The organism is Dehalogenimonas sp. NIT-SK1 (assembly GCF_055384165.1).
In genome coordinates this window covers 1,305,384-1,321,298 of sequence record NZ_AP042352.1, presented here as the reverse complement: position 1 = coordinate 1,321,298, position 15,915 = coordinate 1,305,384, and the positions used below count along the sequence as shown (strand labels likewise).

The following is a 15,915-nucleotide window of genomic DNA, read 5'->3' as shown; positions in this document are numbered from 1 at the left end:
GAGTGTTATCAATCAGTGAAATGCAAAATTTTTTATCTGGAACCTTTTTTGCCTAGGATTTTGGTGAGGAAATACAAACATTGCTGAATTATTTGGGCCATTGCTCATCCGTCTATTGTGGTGCCAAAGTTAAAAAGAGCCGGGATTATTAACCCCGGCTATTACGCGTAGACCAGCCAGCCTTAGCTCTTGCCGATCTTAAACATCTTGGTACCGCAGGTGGGGCAGACGCCCTGAGTGGCCGGACGTCCATTCTTCATCGTGACGGCTGTGGCATTATTCATTTCTTTCTTAGCGCGGCATTTCATGCAATATGCTTCCATTTTGTGGCTCCTTTTTTTCGAAAGAATAATAAACTAACGCTCCAATGTCAATAGCTTGTAATCGTCCAGCACATATTGGATAAAAGGGGGATTAACAATAAACTGGTTGAAGATAATGAACCTCCGATTTAAGAAGCCCCATTATCGCTGACGGTCTACATTGTTGAATACTGGTTACTACAACGGTACAGCTAAAATCAAATAACTAGGTAAGTAGTGTTTGTTCTATCCATTTCAATAAGCCGAGAATATATTTTCTCGGCTTATTGATTATTCCTTGTTGTTTGCCTGCCCTATAGGTTTCAGTTTACGTATTTAATATTTCCGACCAAACTCATTGGTCTCACTTACAAGTGAGGGTATCTTCAGTTCTGGGTCATAAGTGACTTTTTCGCGTATCTGAATACTGAGATTGACTAATGCTTTAGTACGAAGTTAATTAGGTTTTTTATGATTATGATATTGCTAATCATATTTATTATGCCAATTGGTATTCACAAGAGGTTTTTAATATTCAGGTAGGGTTGAGGAAGCTGAAAAATCATACGATTTTCATAAGAATAAAAGGGTAGAGTAGCCGAGAGTACTTATCCCTGGAAAGGAGAAAACAACAGTCGTTAATAGATGCATATGACAAAAAATCTTAAGTAAAATTTATGAGGAGAATTTCAATGTCAAAATTTCATTCTACAGTAAGCCGACGAGAATTCATGAAAGGATTAGGAATCACTGGTCTTAGTTTAGGTGCAGCAACAGCCTTGGCGCCAACTTTTCATGACATGGATGAAGTCTTATCTTCCAGCAATGCCGACCCGCAATACCGTCCTTGGTATATAAAAGAAAGAGATTATGAAAATCCTACAACAGAAATAGATTGGGGGTTATCTCACCGTGCTGATCGCACTAAACAATTTGATGCTGCTACCAATGATCGAAGCACCATTCCTTCAATTAAAGAAACGCGTGCCATTTTTCCAGAGAGGCAATACGAATGGTTAAAAGAACAGCATCCGGTATGGCAAGGAAATACTGTCAGAGACTTTGCCTTACACAATGCGGGTAGTTCTTTAGCCTTTTATGATTTTCATAGTTACGGGGGTTATCGTGGCTATAATGCTTCAAGTCATAAAAGTTCTTCGTTTACTGGGTTGGAAGTGGCAGCGCTTCCGGAGGAAAATGGGTTTTCTAAATGGAATGGAACTCCAGAAGAAAACTTGAGAATGATACGTGCTGCTTGCCGTGTATTCGGATGTGAAGAGGTTGGAGTGGTTGAAGTAACCGCAAACACCAAAAAGCTTATTAACCTAAATTCTAGTAGCGGTAAACCCATAAACTTTAAAAATGTTGACAAAGCGGAAGAATCAAATAGTGAATATGTGATACCGGAAAAATGCAAATATATGATTGTATATACCAATCTCCAACCAACATATTTAACTCAGCGTTGTCCATCGGAAACAGGTTTAACTGCAAATACAATGTCATATACTCGAATGCCAATACAAAGAGTTGAACTTCAAGAATTCCTTAGAGGACTAGGTTATCAAGGTTTACAGGTTGATGGTTTAACACAATCTAATCCCTGGGGAGTACTTGCAGGAATCGGTGAGCATGGACGAGAGGCTATGAATTTGGTTTCACCTTTCTATGGTGCAATGTATCGTGGAATGCAGCGTATGCTTACAGATTTACCACTAGCTCCAACGAAGCCAATTGACTCGGGTGTCGCAACATTTTGTCTGGATTGCAAAAAATGCGCGGAAAACTGCCCTTATGGTGCTTTACCAACCGGGGATCCCCTCTGGGAACATGAATCTCCTTTGGAACAGGATAATGTTATTGATGGCCATATCTATAAGGGTTGGCGATTGTACAATTACAATTGTCCCCGCTGCCAAACATGTCAAGGTGTATGTGTATTCGGAAAAATATCAGAATCTGGCATTCACGAATTGGTTCGTGTCGTTGGTGCAACAACTTCGGTTTTCAATGGCTTTTTCCGCAGTATGGATGATGCTTTTGGTTATGGAGTAAAAGAACCAGAGGAGTGGTGGTCATCGACGGATATGCATCCCGTATGGGGTGTTGATCCAAGATTGTGGACCAAAGTAAGATAAGACATTGGATTAACGAAATAAAGGTGGCTCAGAAAGCCACCTTTATTTTATTTTCCATAACTACACTTTGATACTATTATTCTATATTGAAAAAATTTAGTAGTTAAGTCTGTCCCAATGATTTTTTACAATGCGGGTATTATTAGAAAGGCTCTCAAGTAGTTTATCAGTTATTAACTCGTTTCCGCGATATTATAGCCGTTAATACTTGTGGCTTATAAAGCTACTCATAGGATGAAGCAGTCATCTGGGTACTAGTATATAGCACGATGGCTGGATGCAACGTTACTGCTCTAATGTGACACAGAACTTTCAGGAGAGTCGATTCTCGCGGGAGCGTGAATTGTAACATCCGGGGGTGAGGTGGACCCCATCAGTAAAACATAATAGGGACCTTATTACGCGAGAGTTCTGCCATCCCTGCGGGTTTAGTTACCGTTGATTTTACCACGTCGTTACAAGGATTCTCCATAGCAGCAGCATACACTTCCGCCGGTGTCAGGTATCCCAGCGACTGGTGGATACGACTGGTGTTATAGAAGCGGAAATACTTACTCAGACTGATTCTAGCCTCACGACCGTCCTGATGGGCTTTCAGATATACCTCCTCGTATTTTACTGTTCGCTATAACCGCTCAATCGTTGTGCTCTTTCAGTAAAGCGGTAAAGGCTTCACTGGTGAACTGACTGCCTTGATCGGTGTTGAATATTTCAGGCGTACCCTTACTCAGAGCCTCTTCCAAAGCAACGACACAAAAGTCTGCATCCAGCGTATTAGACAGCCGCCAGGAAATGACATATCGGCTGTACCAGTCAATTATCGCCACCAGATAGAGGAAACCCCTTCATCGGGATATACGTTATATCCGCCGCCCACACTTGATTGGGCCGGGTTACTGGTTATAAAAAAGAATAGCAAACGGAATAGCAAACTTCAGAGTAATATGAAGGTTCGAGCCCCATCGGCTGGAGCTAAGGTGTCAATAGGTAGAACCCAAAAGCTGTTCGAGTTTACCTTTAGGTTCAACAAAAGGGTTCCAAGTGCAGTTCACGTCACTATGATCATTTTATTGCGGCTGAGTTGCTCATTGATTCCGCATATAGTGCTATCGCAATACTAGTGTATAATCAAATGAAAACAGAAACCTAGGATTCAACGGCTGGTCTTTGATGAAGATATCAATAGTAGATTCCTTTCCCTTCCCAATATATAGAGCATTTGATGATGAATTATACTTATCAGATTTCATTGAACGCGGAATATTTCGACTTCTTCCTCTAGCCTATTACTGTAGAATCGAAGACACTAAACGCAAAGATTTTGAAGAAGGTGAAGGTAAGACGACTTTAATCAGAAACCGCCCCGTATGTATTGTTGACACAAAAACGGGTGAAACTCTTAGAGAAACATCAGAGATTGGGCCCGTGTATTTTAGAACAGATTCAATAAATCCTCGCTATATCCTGTCTTTTTGCGGGCCTCAAGTAGATTTGAATCATGTCGCTTCAAGGTATGGACCGTATATCATCCGTATTATTCAGCCGAATGAGTTAGTCTCCGACATCATGACCTTCCTAAGCAAGAAACTGCCCAGAACGATGTATATCGATTGTGCTAAGGTCAGATACGATAAACACCAGGTCATTAACGATTTGCCAGATCCAGCCACCTTTGAAAGATCACGGATGGCTTATAGTCAAAAATCTCCGATTTCTTCAAACGATTGCGAATATCGTCTTGTTGTAACATTACCTATAGGCCTAAACAGTTATCCAGTTAAAATAGACATTGATCTTCAGAAAAAGCTACCGTATGTTGAAAGGGTAATTTTCTGAAGGAATTAGGATACCCTGTTTAGGCTATGGTTCGTGAATCAGCGATAAAAACGTCCGTCTATCTTCAAAGCTAATCCATTGAAGCCAAACCTCTTTGACAATAAAGGAACGTTATTTTGGTAAGATAAAACACTCTTTACTTAACCACCCATCCATCTATATGCATGCCTAAAACCCAATTTTTCAGCTTCAGCTATTGTACTTACATATCTTTCATTCTTTTCATCAAGTATTTTCGCAGTATCGTATTGTTGGTCAAAAGGTAAATGGTATATTTTGTTTCCTTGTGCCAAGGATACATTACATTTAATCGAAGGATATTGTTCAAACTGTCTCTTTTCAACTTGAATACCCAAAACATGTGCAACCTGTTCTGCCTTTGATGAAATGTTTGTTGTGGCAATTAATTTTGGTACTACCTTGTTTCTAAAAGCACAACTCTCAAATAAATCCATTTGGATATTTGGTGTTTCAGAATGCTCTATATAATATTCTATGGCTGTTCCAAAAAGATAATACATGTGCTTTTCATGTATCTCCTTTTCTTGGGACCATCTCTTACACTGTACAACTTCAGTTATGCCATCTCTACTGCAAATTAAATCTCTACCTAAATCTTCTATTCCTTTGATTCCGTGGTATTGAACAACCCAACCATCTTTTTCGTATAAGTAACCGATATATCTCTCATAATCTCGTCCAATTTGCCAGTTTGGTTTATTTGGCTTATTCCAGTACCAATCCAATCGTTTTTGAAGTTTTTCAGTTTCGGATAAGGAGTCATATTTGGGGCCAAAATGCTTTCTTGTTTCATCGTCAAGGCCTTTTTCTTGTTTCTGCCAAGAAGAGTGGATATTTGCGATTAGTTCATCTAACTCATTGGATTCGATTCCTATATACTCATCCAACCAAGGTGCCAGGTATTTACAATAGTCTAATAAATATTTAGATAGCATGGCAGATTTTTCTGCTTCACGGCGTTCTTTCGATAGTTGACGAACCGTCTCTGCCGCTATAGGGGCTGGGCGTTCTTTGTTTTCTAGATACATTGATATTCTATAATCTTTTAGAACAAAAAGGTCCTCATATGCCTGAACTAACCAAGGGAACCCCATTGTCTTTTCTTTAGATAGTTGTTCCAATGCTTGGCGTTCTTCAAGCCCCTGTTTTCTCAATTCTTCCTCGGCTTGTTTTTTCTTCCGTTCAATTTCATCCTCAACTTGAACTTTGTATACCTTCAGCTTTTCAAGATCCTCAGGGACAGAAGAAAGCTTTTGCCTTGCATCCTCAAGTGTTACCGATGCTACTTGTATCAAATTTAACAAGTGCTCTAATTCTTTTCTTGCTTGAACATAGTTCAACATAATTTCTTCACCCTTACCGTGGTTCTAAGATTACGACACTTTGAACAGCAATAGTATTTCCCCGATTTCAAAAGAATGCCAGTACAGCCATTTTTTCCACAGAGATATTCTCCTGGTAGTTCATTTTTAAGAATTTCAAGTAACTTATCAGACTGAAACTTAGGGTCAAAGTTATTTAGTGTTTCTTTAACCAAGGCTATTTCTGCTGCATACTCACGCTTCTGTCGTTGTTCAGAAATATGTGCCCAAAGAAATAAAATACCAAAGAAAATTACTAAAAAAATAAAATGACTGTCCATTACATCTAATACTAGAGGCTATATTTGTACTTTGCAATCATAAAATGGGATTTGGTTAAAAGACATTAGTATGATGATGAAATTAATTGTTATTTTCTTCAGAAACATTTGGTGGATGAAAAACGGTTCCGTTATTGTCGGGACACCTGTTGCTAAAATATTTGAAGTCTTAAAAGATGGAATCGAAATTAGTGAAGAGAGCTGGTCAATTCTTGATGATAAAATGCAATTAGCGTGTGACCTACTGGAGGACCCTCGGCGCAGGCAGATTGTTCTCTAAAGAATCAATGAATATCTTGTAATCTGGTCGGTGATAGCACTTAACAATTCTGCAATTCACCTCGTGAGCTTCGTCTGAGTTTTCAACAACTACCATGACATATGTCGCGGAATATACTAATGCTATCATTTCAGGCGCATAGCGAACACCGTATTTTCGATGTGGTACAATTACTTGGTTCACTGATATATTCCTAATATCATCATATCATAGTGTGGAGTTGAATATTTTGACTTCAAATAAATCTGTATCACCACCTCCTGAACTGGAGCATGAAGACAGCAATAAATGGCTATCAATTCCCGAATGGAGAACCACTTTTTGTCAGACAAAGAAACATAATAGGGACAAGATACGTAATCAAGTTATTAAGGTCTTTTTTGCTTCTTCAGTTATAGGAATATCCTTAAGTTTATTAACCTTTCCATATTTTGAGTTTGTCAATAAATCTCTCGTACAAAATATTTTGACTGTAATTATGGCAACATCGGCTACAATATTTGGAATAATCTTTGCATTTATAACTTTTTGGTATAGCGCTAACTTATCTAACTTGAATAAAACTACGAACTCCATCAAGAGACAACTGGATTTACTAGAAGATGAAATTGAAAGGATTCATCGTTGGCAGCCTGGCCCCAAAGAGCACGTTCAGGAACCATTGAAAAGTATACTCACCGAACTGGCTGCAATCACGGATGACTTCACGGTTGTTTTAAAAGCATTGAGGAATAGGTTTCTTAGCGCTTCACCTGGAACATTCTATGAATGGGGATTGTCTCCCCTTGATTCGGTGATTCGTTATCTCGGGGGCAAGTGGTGGAAATGTATTTCCAAAATTGACGAAAGACAAACACAATATGATCTAGGGCGTAGCGTGAAACTACACACCTCAGCAATCTCAAGAAATATCGGGGAATTAAATTATCAAGTTAAATCGACGGTATTAAAAATCGAGGGTATTCTTAATTATGTTATTCCACTGATATCCATGCTTGCTATTTTGTGTTTATCGGGTTTGTTGTCTCTTTTAATCATTATTCTTGATGATTTTCCGGGGCACGCCTTCCTTGTTTGGGCATCCATGTTTACTCTCTTATCTTGGTTAGTTTTTCAATTGATCTTGATAACTTTGTATTTTTGGCGACAAATATCAACAAACTTTGCAGCCTTTCAAGCCAATCGTGAAACTGAAGTTAATCGTTCAAAAACACTTGAGAAAGACTTAAATATTGATTATATGACAGCGACAAAACGCGATGCTGATTTGTTCTCGAACATTCTTAAAAATGAACAACCTTCAAATGAGTGATTTTCTAATGCAAAGTCAAACCTGAGCTGCTCCAACGTACGGATGGAAGGGCAACGATCCCAATGTTTGTGTAAATGGTAAGTAAACCGGCAAAATAACTTGAATGAAAAAGCGTCAGCCTTATTATGTCTTATATGGATAGTCCTCAAGGTAATTTTTAATCGTTGGCTTAGAAACTCCCATCTGCTTGGCTATTTGACCTAGCGATAAATCTTGCCGAGAAAGCTCTTTAGCCCTCTCAATTCGCTTGTCCAGCGACATTTTCTTAGGCGTTCTGGTGGTTCTTCCACTACTGGTAGCATATATGCGGCTCAGCTTGTCCTCCCAAAGTGTCGGTAATGAATTCTCCATCAGCCCCATGAAGTCTGCGTCCGGGGCATAGACGAAGCTCCATGGTCTTTTATCCCCCTTGATAGTAATAAACGCCTCTTTAGCCTGTGTTGCCAGTTGAGCAAACTCCCGCCGGTCAAATTGAAGTTGCAGCATTCCCAGGTCTTTGAATATCACCGTGTTAGATGAACTGGCTATATTGCGGTCAAGTTGCCTAGCCTCTTGACTTATGAATATGATGGTTTGTTCCCGTTGCCGACTCAGGTTTAGAGATTGAGACATGGTTCTGCTTTCTGAAGCCATGCTGTTCCGGGCATGATAGGGCAAATACGCTTCATCCACCAGGGCAATAGCCTTCGATGGCACCTCCTCTAAGCTGTCAGCCATTTCTATCCAATCAGGCAGTAACGCCCTGGCCTCTTTGGATAACCCGATGACATAGGGGCTGGCCGTGTATCGCAAATGCTCTAGTAAACGATATCCTAATGCAGATTTGCCGCTACCGCGCTTGCCCAGGATAAGCACAATGGTAGGATGCACAATTAGCCTTAGCCACTCATCTGCCTCAAGTGTTTGAGGGCCTGGTGAAGGCTTCTGAATAGAGGGCGGCGTAATAGCGGTTTGAGCTTGGGCCGGTGGAGCAGTAGTAGTTTGTAGGCTAACAGGCTTATACCATTTTGCCATGTCTGATAACACAGCATCAGGCAACAAGCCGAGTGAAGCAAGGCAAAAGCCATTGCGCAATCTCTGCCCGTCATTTGATAAAAAAGCCCCCATTAGCCCAAGCTGAATTATCAATTCCAGTTTTCTATTATCCATAGTTATTACATCCTTTCAAATGCCCAAATCCAATACAAAATTGAACGATTTGCCGTTAAACTTCGTTAAATTTAACACCCCGGTTGAACACTTGGTTAAACTGATAATTGTTGAGCCCCCTTAATTCCAAGGTATATCGCAATCTATATGACGTCAATAGCAAATTGTCCTAAGCTTACGAAGGGCGGAATGGAAAAATACGTTTGAAAAAACAATTGTAGTGAATAGGTCTTTGGTAGTCCATGCACTTATCAATTCTGGTGAAAGAGAAGTGTTTAGTCATCGTGCCGCACGATTGCATACTTAGAAAAGCCAGCACGCAGCACATAGGCGGCACGAATAAACCTTTCAAGTTATATCCGATCAATTGACTAGAGGGTAAATTCAACCTTTGAGTCGCATACCACCCGATGACCCACGAAGAACAAATGCAACATAAGAGAATAATTTTGTTTGAGCATTTTTAGGTGACATAACATCGACCATACCAGAGATATTCCTATCCCATAACCGTCTTATAGAACTTGAGGTTATCAGCAAAGTTAACACTGCGGGTATAGCGCTGTACCATTTCTAAGGATTCCCATCTCCCCAGGTCTTTGATAGTTAATGTGTCCATTCCCGCTTTTCTAAGGATACAGGCAAAGGTTCGGCGGAAGGTGTGGGGATTACAGGTAATACCGGTTTCTTCTTCCAGTCTCCGTAGCATAGCGGTTATGCCCCATTTGTTGATGCCCCAGATGTTGTCACCGGCAGAAGGAGCACATTCACTTAACCAGTCTTTAAGGTAATTCTCAGAGAGTTTACCGAAGGGAGCCAGGGCCTCTTTCTGTCCTTTACCCATGACCCTAACGGTACACTCATCCCAGTCAATGTGCTCTTGTCTTATTTCAACCAGTTCTGATAAGCGTAACCCAGACTCGGTAAAGAGGGCGATGATCGCCTTGTTACGATTCCCCTCAGCACGGTCAATTAGCTGTTTAACCTGTTCTGGAGTAAGGGCCGGTAGAATCAGCTTGGGTAAACGCGGTGCTTTCATTGATCCCATGGGATTGGGTATACCGGAAGTTTCCTTGCGCCAGTTGTAATAGGCGCGGATGACGCGGAAGTAGCCATGCCGGTTACCGGGGTTTTTGAACTGTAGTAAGAAGCGCTCAATATCACCTCTATTTGCCGTATCAAGGTCAATATACCGGGAGATGAAACGGAACTTCCTTTCATAACCGGCTATGGTATTAATGGTGACCCCTTCTACCGTTTTGGACTGGATGAAATTTTGAAAAGATTTTGCCAGTTCGGGGTAGGGAGGCTTCTCTATGCGTGCTTTGGTGACCATCTTCCTGATACTCTCTTGGCTTTCACGTTTAGAGACACTGTTTACACATGTTGAAGCTGAAAGCAAGTCTAAAATGTCAATGAAATACGAAGGGAGCAAAGCTGCGCCGCGTGTCGGCCACACAGGGGCGCAATAGCCCCATGTGGTATGGTTGGAGGGTAACGGCCCAAAACTCGGCTGTTTGGCGGGACGCGGATGCTCACAGGGGCAACAAAGGCAGGATGGCACCTTAACTGAAACACCACAATACGACTTTAAGATGAATCCCGCGACAATCTTGGCACGTATGACAGAGTTCTAAAAATAAGAAAAGCCCGGTACCGGGCTTGTTTACGATTGCGTATAATGGTGGCGGCGGGTAGATTTGAACTACCGACCAAGGGCTTATGAGTCCCCTGCTCTGCCACTGAGCTACGCCGCCGTGGCTTGATTAAAAGTTGATTTTATACTTAAGTTCGTCCGCATGTCAATTGAAGTGGTGTAATTACAGTTATCCGATAACCTTGATTTTGACACAATAAAGGTAATGTCGGACAATTGCATCAGGTGGTTATCGAGGAGGAATTTGATGGTTAAAACCAAGGTTGAAGGTATCGATAAGGGTGATATTATGCTTTACGCTTTATCCACCTGTGTCTGGTGTGGCAAGACCAAGAAACTGCTGGATGAACTGGGGGTTGCCTATACATATGAATACGTTGACCTGCTTACCGGGTCTGCGCGTGAAACTGCGGTGAAAGACATTAAAGTATGGAATCCGGCCTGTTCTTTTCCGACTTTGGTTGTTAATGACGAAAAATGTATTGTCGGTTTCAAGGAAGACGATATACGTCAGGCACTGCAATGACAGACGGGCAGGTAACTGATTACCAAATCAAGGACAAGCAGCAGAGCTTGCAGTCCGAAGCGGAAAAATCCGGTTATCGTCTGAACCCGGATGAAGCGTTTACATTGAAACTCGCTGAGGGGCTGCTGGTTAATATTTCAAGATATGGTTATCAAGCCTGCCCATGCCGGCTGGCCGCCGGGGTAAAAACCGATGATCTTGATATTATCTGTCCCTGTGATTACCGCGATGCTGATATCAGCGAATACGGGTCATGTTTCTGCGGTCTATATATCAGCAACGCGGTGTCGCGTGGTCAGCAGAGCCTGCAGTCGGTGCCGGAAAGGAGGGGGTTGCCAGTAGCCGGCGGGCAAGAAAATATGGAAAAAAGTTTGAAGCAGGAATTATCTCAGCCGGTATGGCGATGCAAGGTTTGCGGTTACCTGTGCGCCAGGCCGGATGCGCCGGAAAGATGTCCGATATGCAAGGTCGGTCGGGAACGCTTCGAGCGTTTCATTTAGTCTATTTTTTTTTAAGGCGTTGGACTTCACGATCTATTTCACGTCGTTCCCAGTTCGTCTGGCGTTCAAATACCCAGACGCTCAGAAAATGGAAGATGAGGCCGATTCCCCAGCCGAACAGTGGCCAGATAAACCAAGGATAGCCACCTCCGCTTATCATCCAGACCAGAAAAATGGATGTGTTGACTACTATATAAGTCAGCAGGTGAATAAAGAAATCCTTTTTTTCCTTAACGTGCTTAACGGCTTGTTCGTAGATTTCTTTTTCAGACATTTCACCGTTCATGATGGTTCTCCCGTTCATTAACCCGTCTGCCACTGGATATTTTAACATCTGAGTTGTCTATTGCAAGATATATTTTTTACTCTCTTTTGCACCCCTGAAGCCGAATGCGTATAATGACGTACACAGTTATTACAGGGGGCAGCCATGCTCAAGCATGAAATACTGAAGATTCTTGAGACCGACGCCAGAACTACACCTGAAACTATCTCCCGAATGACCGGCGGAAATATTGAAGAAATAAAACAGATTATCAGAGATGCCGAAGCCGATCGTACCATCGTCCGTTACAAAACTGTGGTTAACTGGGACAAAATCTCCAATGAACGGGTCGAGGCTATAATCGAGGTAAGGGTAGTTCCACAGCGGGATACCGGTTTTGATTCTATAGCTGAGCGTATTTATCGTTTTCCCGAGGCCCGAACGGTTTACCTGATGTCCGGCACTTATGACCTGGCCGTACTGGTTACCGGCAAGACTATGCACCAGGTGGCTAACTTCGTTTCCCAGAAGCTGTCGCAGATTGATGGCGTACAGGGAACCACTACTCATTTTATGCTGAAGCGCTATAAAGAAGATGGAGAGGTACTGGCCGGAACGGAAGATGTGCAGCGCCAGCAGGTTGTTCTCTAATCTAAAACCATATAATGTCAACCGAGACTAACATACAGCGTGTACTTACCTCACAGCGGGTAAAGGCGATAAAGCCTTCCGGTATTCGGAGGTTTTTTGACCTTTTATCTAGTATGGAGGGAGCAATTTCCCTAGGCGTAGGCGAACCTGATTATGCTACTCCATGGCATATCCGAGAGGCGGCCATCTATGCCCTGGAGCATGGCCGAACCATGTATACGTCCAATTCCGGCACACCCGAACTGCGGCGGGAAATCGCCGGCTATTTAAACCGGGTACACGAACTGGAATATGACTGGAAAAGCGAGCTACTGGTTACCACCGGCGTCAGTGAGGCTTTAGACCTGGCAGCCCGGGCTGTCCTGGATCCCGGCGATGAAGTTATTCTACCGGACCCCTGTTACGTGTCTTACGCCTCATGCATTACCCTGGCTGGTGGAGTTCCAGTATCGGTGCCCACCTATGAAGACCAGTCATTTGAACTGAACCCAAATGATGTAGCCCGTTATATCACGCCCAGGACCAAGGCCATTCTGCTGGGTTATCCGGCTAATCCGACCGGCGCGGTAATGCCGACGGACAAGCTCAATGAAATAGCGGTGCTGGCTGAACGGCATAATCTTATCGTCATCTCTGACGAAATATATAACCGGCTGACTTACGGCATTACGGTACCTTCCTTTGCCAGTCTGCCGGGTATGCAGCAGCGTACCGTGCTGCTCAACGGGGTATCCAAGTGTTATTCAATGACCGGTTGGCGTATAGGCTACGCGGCGGGTCCGGCGGAAATTATTGCCGGCATGACCAAGATTCACCAGTACACAATGCTGTGCGCCCCGTCAATGGGACAGGCGGCGGCCATTGAAGCCCTGAAGAACGGTGAGGAAGATATCCAGGACATGGTAGAGGACTATAATCGGCGCCGCCAGGTGATGGTTTCAGGCTTCAATTCTCTCGGTCTCTCATGCTTTGAACCAAGAGGCGCTTTCTACGCCTTCCCCTCGGTAAAAAGCACTGGTCTTTCATCTGATGAATTCGCTGAAAAACTGCTCAAGGAAGAAAAGGTCGCTGCCGTACCTGGCACCGCTTTTGGCCGACAGGGTGAAGGATATCTGCGGTGCTGCTATGCTACTTCAATGTCCCAGATAGAAGAAGCGCTGGAGAGGATTAAACGTTTCCTTAGCCGGCTGTAGTATCTGTTAAAGAATAACCGTCCGGTGGTCATGGACAAATACGCGGTGGGAAATATATAGTTTTACCCCGTCCGATAGAACCCTTTTTTCTATGTCCCTGCCCTTGGTTATGAGGTCATTTACGGTATCCTGGTGAGAAACCGGCAGTGTGGCCTGGTGAATTATCGGTCCCTTGTCCAGGTCAACGGTGGCAAAATGTGCGGTGGCGCCGATGACCTTGACTCCCCGGGCAAAAGCCTGGTGATAAGGCCTGGCTCCTTCAAATGCCGGCAGGAATGAGTGGTGGATATTGATTACCCGGTTCCTGTTTTTTTCCAGGAATTCGCCACTGAGTACCTGCATGTAGCGGGCCATGACCACGAAATCAACTTTGTAACTTTGGAGCAATTCCATTTCCCGACGTTCAGCATCAGCTTTGGTGGCTGTGGTCTTGGGTACGTGGTGGAAATCTATGCCGAAAAAGTCAGCTATATATTTCAAGTCCTGGTGGTTGCTGATAATGAGCGGTATCCGGCATTTGAGTTCACCGGCTTGGTGGCGGAGCAAAAGGTCCCAGAGGCAGTGATCAAATTTGGATACCATAATTGCCATCTTGGGAAGTTCATCAGTAAAATACAGTTCCCATTCACCGCCGAAACCGGCTTCATCCAACAGTTTCAACAACGCGTCTTTAATCTCAGGACGTTTGATGGAAAAGTTGGATATATCCCACTCCACCCGCATGAAAAAAGTGTTGGTCTGACGGTCAACAAATTCGTCCAGGGTGATGATGTTGCCGTCATGGCCGGAGATAAATCCGGAAACAGCGGCGATTATGCCCTTTCGGTCCTGGCAGCTTATCTTGAGGATAGCGGTGTCCATGCGTTGATAACGGTAACAGAGCTAAAGCAGCCCCATTCGCTCCTTGACCTCGGTGATAGTGACCCGGGCGATGGCGCGGGCTTTTTCAGCCCCCTGTCGGATAACTTTGTCCACATATTCCCGGTCGGCTGATATATCGGCGCGTCTGGCGCGCAGCGGTTCCAGATAGGCATTAATGGCGGCACCCAAGCCTTTCTTGCAGTCCACGCATCCGCGGGTGGCGCCTCGACATTCCGCGGCTATGATTTCAATGCTCTCAGGGCTGAAATGACGGTGCAGCTTATATACGTTGCAGACTTCAGGGTGCCCCGGATCCGTGCGTAGTCGGCGGGCTGGGTCGGTGACGGCGCTCATCACCTTCTTCAGTGTTTCCTCTGGTGTAGCGGCCAGTTCAATATGGTTATTAAGAGACTTGCTCATCTTGTCGCGGCCGTCCAGGCCTACCACCATCGGGAAATTGGTGAGCTTACCCTGGGGCTCGGGGAAAACCGGCCCGAAATGGTCATTGAAGCGCCGCACTATTTCCCGAGCCAGTTCCAGGTGTGGCAGCTGGTCTTCACCAACCGGAATCGCCTCGGCCTTGTAAAGAACGATGTCGGCGGTCATCAGTACCGGGTAACCGACCAGGCCGTAGTTGACGTTGTGCGGCTGCTGCTTGACCTTTTCCTTGAAGGTAGGCACCCGCATCAGCCACGACAGAGGAGTAGCCATACCCAGCAGGGTATAGAGTTCAGTTACTTCCGGTACATGGGATTGTACGAATAGGATACACCGGTCCGGGTCAAGCCCGGCGGCCAGCAGGTCTATCACCTGCTCCCGGACATTATCCTTCAGCAGGTGTGTGTCTTCCAGTGTAGTCAGGGCATGTATATCCACCACGCTGTAGATGCAGTCAAACTCATCCTGCATGGCGACATAATTCTGCACAGCTCCCAGATAATTGCCGAGATGGATGCGGCCGGTGGGGCGGATGCCGGAAAATACCCGTTTTTTCATTAAATTTCTGTTCTCCTTGATGAAGAGCCATTGTAGCACAGCTTCAGGATGCCCTCAAATAGGGGGAAACTAACGTAACGTTAATGGTTGACACTAACGTTATAGTGTAATAGAATGCGGCCTGATGAGGGAAACAGAGACCAAAACCGGTTATTATCAGGTGAGCGAAGTTGCTCGCCGCGCCTCGGTCAGTGTTCGCACGGTGCGTTTCTATGAGGAAAAAGGCCTTCTGGAAACGCCTGAACGGACTTCGGGCGGTATGCGGCTTTATGACGGGCGGGATGTAAGCCGGGTCAAGCTGGTCCGGCGTCTGCGTAATGTCGGGCTTGACCTTGAAGAGATCAAGAACGCTCTCAGCTGCAATGCCGCTGGCCGGCAGGAGAGGGTCGAGCATACCCTGCGGGTTCTGCGCCTGGAAGCGGAGCGCAGCCGCTCCCGAATAGCTGAATTGCAGCGTGAGAGTGAAGAAAGAGAAGAACTGGCTGATATGATATCTCAGTGTTTGCAATGTGATATGGGTGTTTGTCCGAATGAGTGTCCGCCCGTAAAGCATATTATTTAAGTATCAAAAACAAAAAGGAGGTTT

17 protein-coding genes, 1 tRNA gene and 1 pseudogene are annotated in these 15,915 nt (G+C 44.2%); 9 read left to right on the top strand and 10 right to left on the bottom strand.

What is annotated here, in order from left to right; translation table 11 throughout:
• Positions 1–182: 182 nt before the first annotated feature.
• Positions 183–323, bottom strand: coding sequence for a DUF5679 domain-containing protein (locus ACZ48S_RS06880; protein WP_464211997.1), 141 nt, complete (start codon positions 321–323; stop codon positions 183–185).
• A gap of 671 nt (positions 324–994) precedes the next feature.
• Here ACZ48S_RS06880 and ACZ48S_RS06875 point away from each other — a divergent pair.
• A complete protein-coding gene (locus ACZ48S_RS06875) occupies positions 995–2,440 on the top strand; it encodes a reductive dehalogenase (RefSeq protein ID WP_464211995.1) in 1,446 nt (481 codons plus the stop codon).
• 373 nt (positions 2,441–2,813) lie between these two features.
• On the opposite strand, the pseudogene ACZ48S_RS06870 reads toward ACZ48S_RS06875, so the two are convergent.
• Positions 2,814–3,337, bottom strand: a pseudogene (locus ACZ48S_RS06870) (transposase); the annotation flags it as partial.
• Between the two features lie 270 nt (positions 3,338–3,607).
• On the opposite strand from ACZ48S_RS06870, the gene ACZ48S_RS06865 reads away from it, so the two are divergent.
• On the top strand, positions 3,608–4,276 hold the full coding sequence (locus ACZ48S_RS06865) for a hypothetical protein (protein ID WP_464211993.1): 669 nt from the start codon (positions 3,608–3,610) through the stop codon (positions 4,274–4,276).
• 140 nt (positions 4,277–4,416) lie between these two features.
• Here the strand turns inward: ACZ48S_RS06865 and ACZ48S_RS06860 are convergent, their stop codons facing one another.
• Entirely contained in the window at positions 4,417–5,640 is a 1,224-nt protein-coding gene (locus tag ACZ48S_RS06860; RefSeq protein ID WP_464211991.1) for a restriction endonuclease, read from the bottom strand.
• Positions 5,634–5,939 (bottom strand): hypothetical protein, encoded by a 306-nt coding sequence (locus ACZ48S_RS06855; protein ID WP_464211989.1) that lies wholly within the window; start codon positions 5,937–5,939, stop codon positions 5,634–5,636. Before ACZ48S_RS06855 ends, ACZ48S_RS06860 begins: the two co-directional genes overlap by 7 nt.
• 70 nt (positions 5,940–6,009) lie before the next feature.
• Here ACZ48S_RS06855 and ACZ48S_RS06850 point away from each other — a divergent pair, with 70 nt between their 5' ends.
• A complete protein-coding gene (locus ACZ48S_RS06850; protein WP_464211987.1) occupies positions 6,010–6,219 on the top strand; it encodes a hypothetical protein in 210 nt (69 codons plus the stop codon).
• Between the two features lie 229 nt (positions 6,220–6,448).
• Entirely contained in the window at positions 6,449–7,531 is a 1,083-nt protein-coding gene (locus ACZ48S_RS06845) for a hypothetical protein (protein WP_464211985.1), read from the top strand.
• A 123-nt stretch (positions 7,532–7,654) separates the two neighbouring features.
• Here the strand turns inward: ACZ48S_RS06845 and ACZ48S_RS06840 are convergent, their stop codons facing one another.
• From ACZ48S_RS06840 to ACZ48S_RS06830, 3 genes are all read right to left on the bottom strand, one after another.
• The gene (locus tag ACZ48S_RS06840; protein WP_464211983.1) at positions 7,655–8,680 is read right to left on the bottom strand and encodes a hypothetical protein; all 1,026 of its coding nucleotides are present in this window, start codon (positions 8,678–8,680) and stop codon (positions 7,655–7,657) included.
• Between the two features lie 499 nt (positions 8,681–9,179).
• On the bottom strand, positions 9,180–10,016 hold the full coding sequence (locus ACZ48S_RS06835) for a tyrosine-type recombinase/integrase (RefSeq protein ID WP_464211981.1): 837 nt from the start codon (positions 10,014–10,016) through the stop codon (positions 9,180–9,182).
• Between the two features lie 346 nt (positions 10,017–10,362).
• A tRNA-Met gene (locus tag ACZ48S_RS06830) sits at positions 10,363–10,437 on the bottom strand.
• Positions 10,438–10,584: 147 nt separating this feature from the next.
• On the opposite strand from ACZ48S_RS06830, the gene ACZ48S_RS06825 reads away from it, so the two are divergent.
• Both ACZ48S_RS06825 and ACZ48S_RS06820 read left to right on the top strand, forming a co-directional pair.
• On the top strand, positions 10,585–10,863 hold the full coding sequence (locus tag ACZ48S_RS06825) for a glutaredoxin family protein (protein ID WP_464211978.1): 279 nt from the start codon (positions 10,585–10,587) through the stop codon (positions 10,861–10,863).
• Entirely contained in the window at positions 10,860–11,363 is a 504-nt protein-coding gene (locus ACZ48S_RS06820) for a ferredoxin-thioredoxin reductase catalytic domain-containing protein (protein ID WP_464211976.1), read from the top strand. Before ACZ48S_RS06825 ends, ACZ48S_RS06820 begins: the two co-directional genes overlap by 4 nt.
• A 1-nt stretch (position 11,364) precedes the next feature.
• Here ACZ48S_RS06820 and ACZ48S_RS06815 read toward each other — a convergent pair whose 3' ends face one another.
• Entirely contained in the window at positions 11,365–11,649 is a 285-nt protein-coding gene (locus tag ACZ48S_RS06815) for a 2TM domain-containing protein (RefSeq protein WP_464211974.1), read from the bottom strand.
• A gap of 144 nt (positions 11,650–11,793) precedes the next feature.
• Between ACZ48S_RS06815 and ACZ48S_RS06810 the strand changes: the two genes are divergently transcribed.
• Positions 11,794–12,279, top strand: coding sequence for an Lrp/AsnC family transcriptional regulator (locus tag ACZ48S_RS06810; RefSeq protein ID WP_464211972.1), 486 nt, complete (start codon positions 11,794–11,796; stop codon positions 12,277–12,279).
• 14 nt (positions 12,280–12,293) lie between these two features.
• Positions 12,294–13,472 (top strand): aminotransferase class I/II-fold pyridoxal phosphate-dependent enzyme, encoded by a 1,179-nt coding sequence (locus ACZ48S_RS06805; RefSeq protein ID WP_464211970.1) that lies wholly within the window; start codon positions 12,294–12,296, stop codon positions 13,470–13,472.
• A 6-nt stretch (positions 13,473–13,478) separates the two neighbouring features.
• Here the strand turns inward: ACZ48S_RS06805 and purU are convergent, their stop codons facing one another.
• Both purU and trpS read right to left on the bottom strand, forming a co-directional pair.
• Complete coding sequence (gene purU / locus ACZ48S_RS06800; RefSeq protein ID WP_464211968.1) at positions 13,479–14,333, bottom strand: formyltetrahydrofolate deformylase; 855 nt, start codon at positions 14,331–14,333, stop codon at positions 13,479–13,481.
• A gap of 21 nt (positions 14,334–14,354) precedes the next feature.
• The gene (gene trpS / locus ACZ48S_RS06795) at positions 14,355–15,329 is read right to left on the bottom strand and encodes a tryptophan--tRNA ligase (protein ID WP_464211966.1); all 975 of its coding nucleotides are present in this window, start codon (positions 15,327–15,329) and stop codon (positions 14,355–14,357) included.
• Between the two features lie 124 nt (positions 15,330–15,453).
• On the opposite strand from trpS, the gene ACZ48S_RS06790 reads away from it, so the two are divergent.
• Positions 15,454–15,891 (top strand): helix-turn-helix domain-containing protein, encoded by a 438-nt coding sequence (locus ACZ48S_RS06790; protein ID WP_464211964.1) that lies wholly within the window; start codon positions 15,454–15,456, stop codon positions 15,889–15,891.
• Positions 15,892–15,915 lie beyond the last annotated feature (24 nt).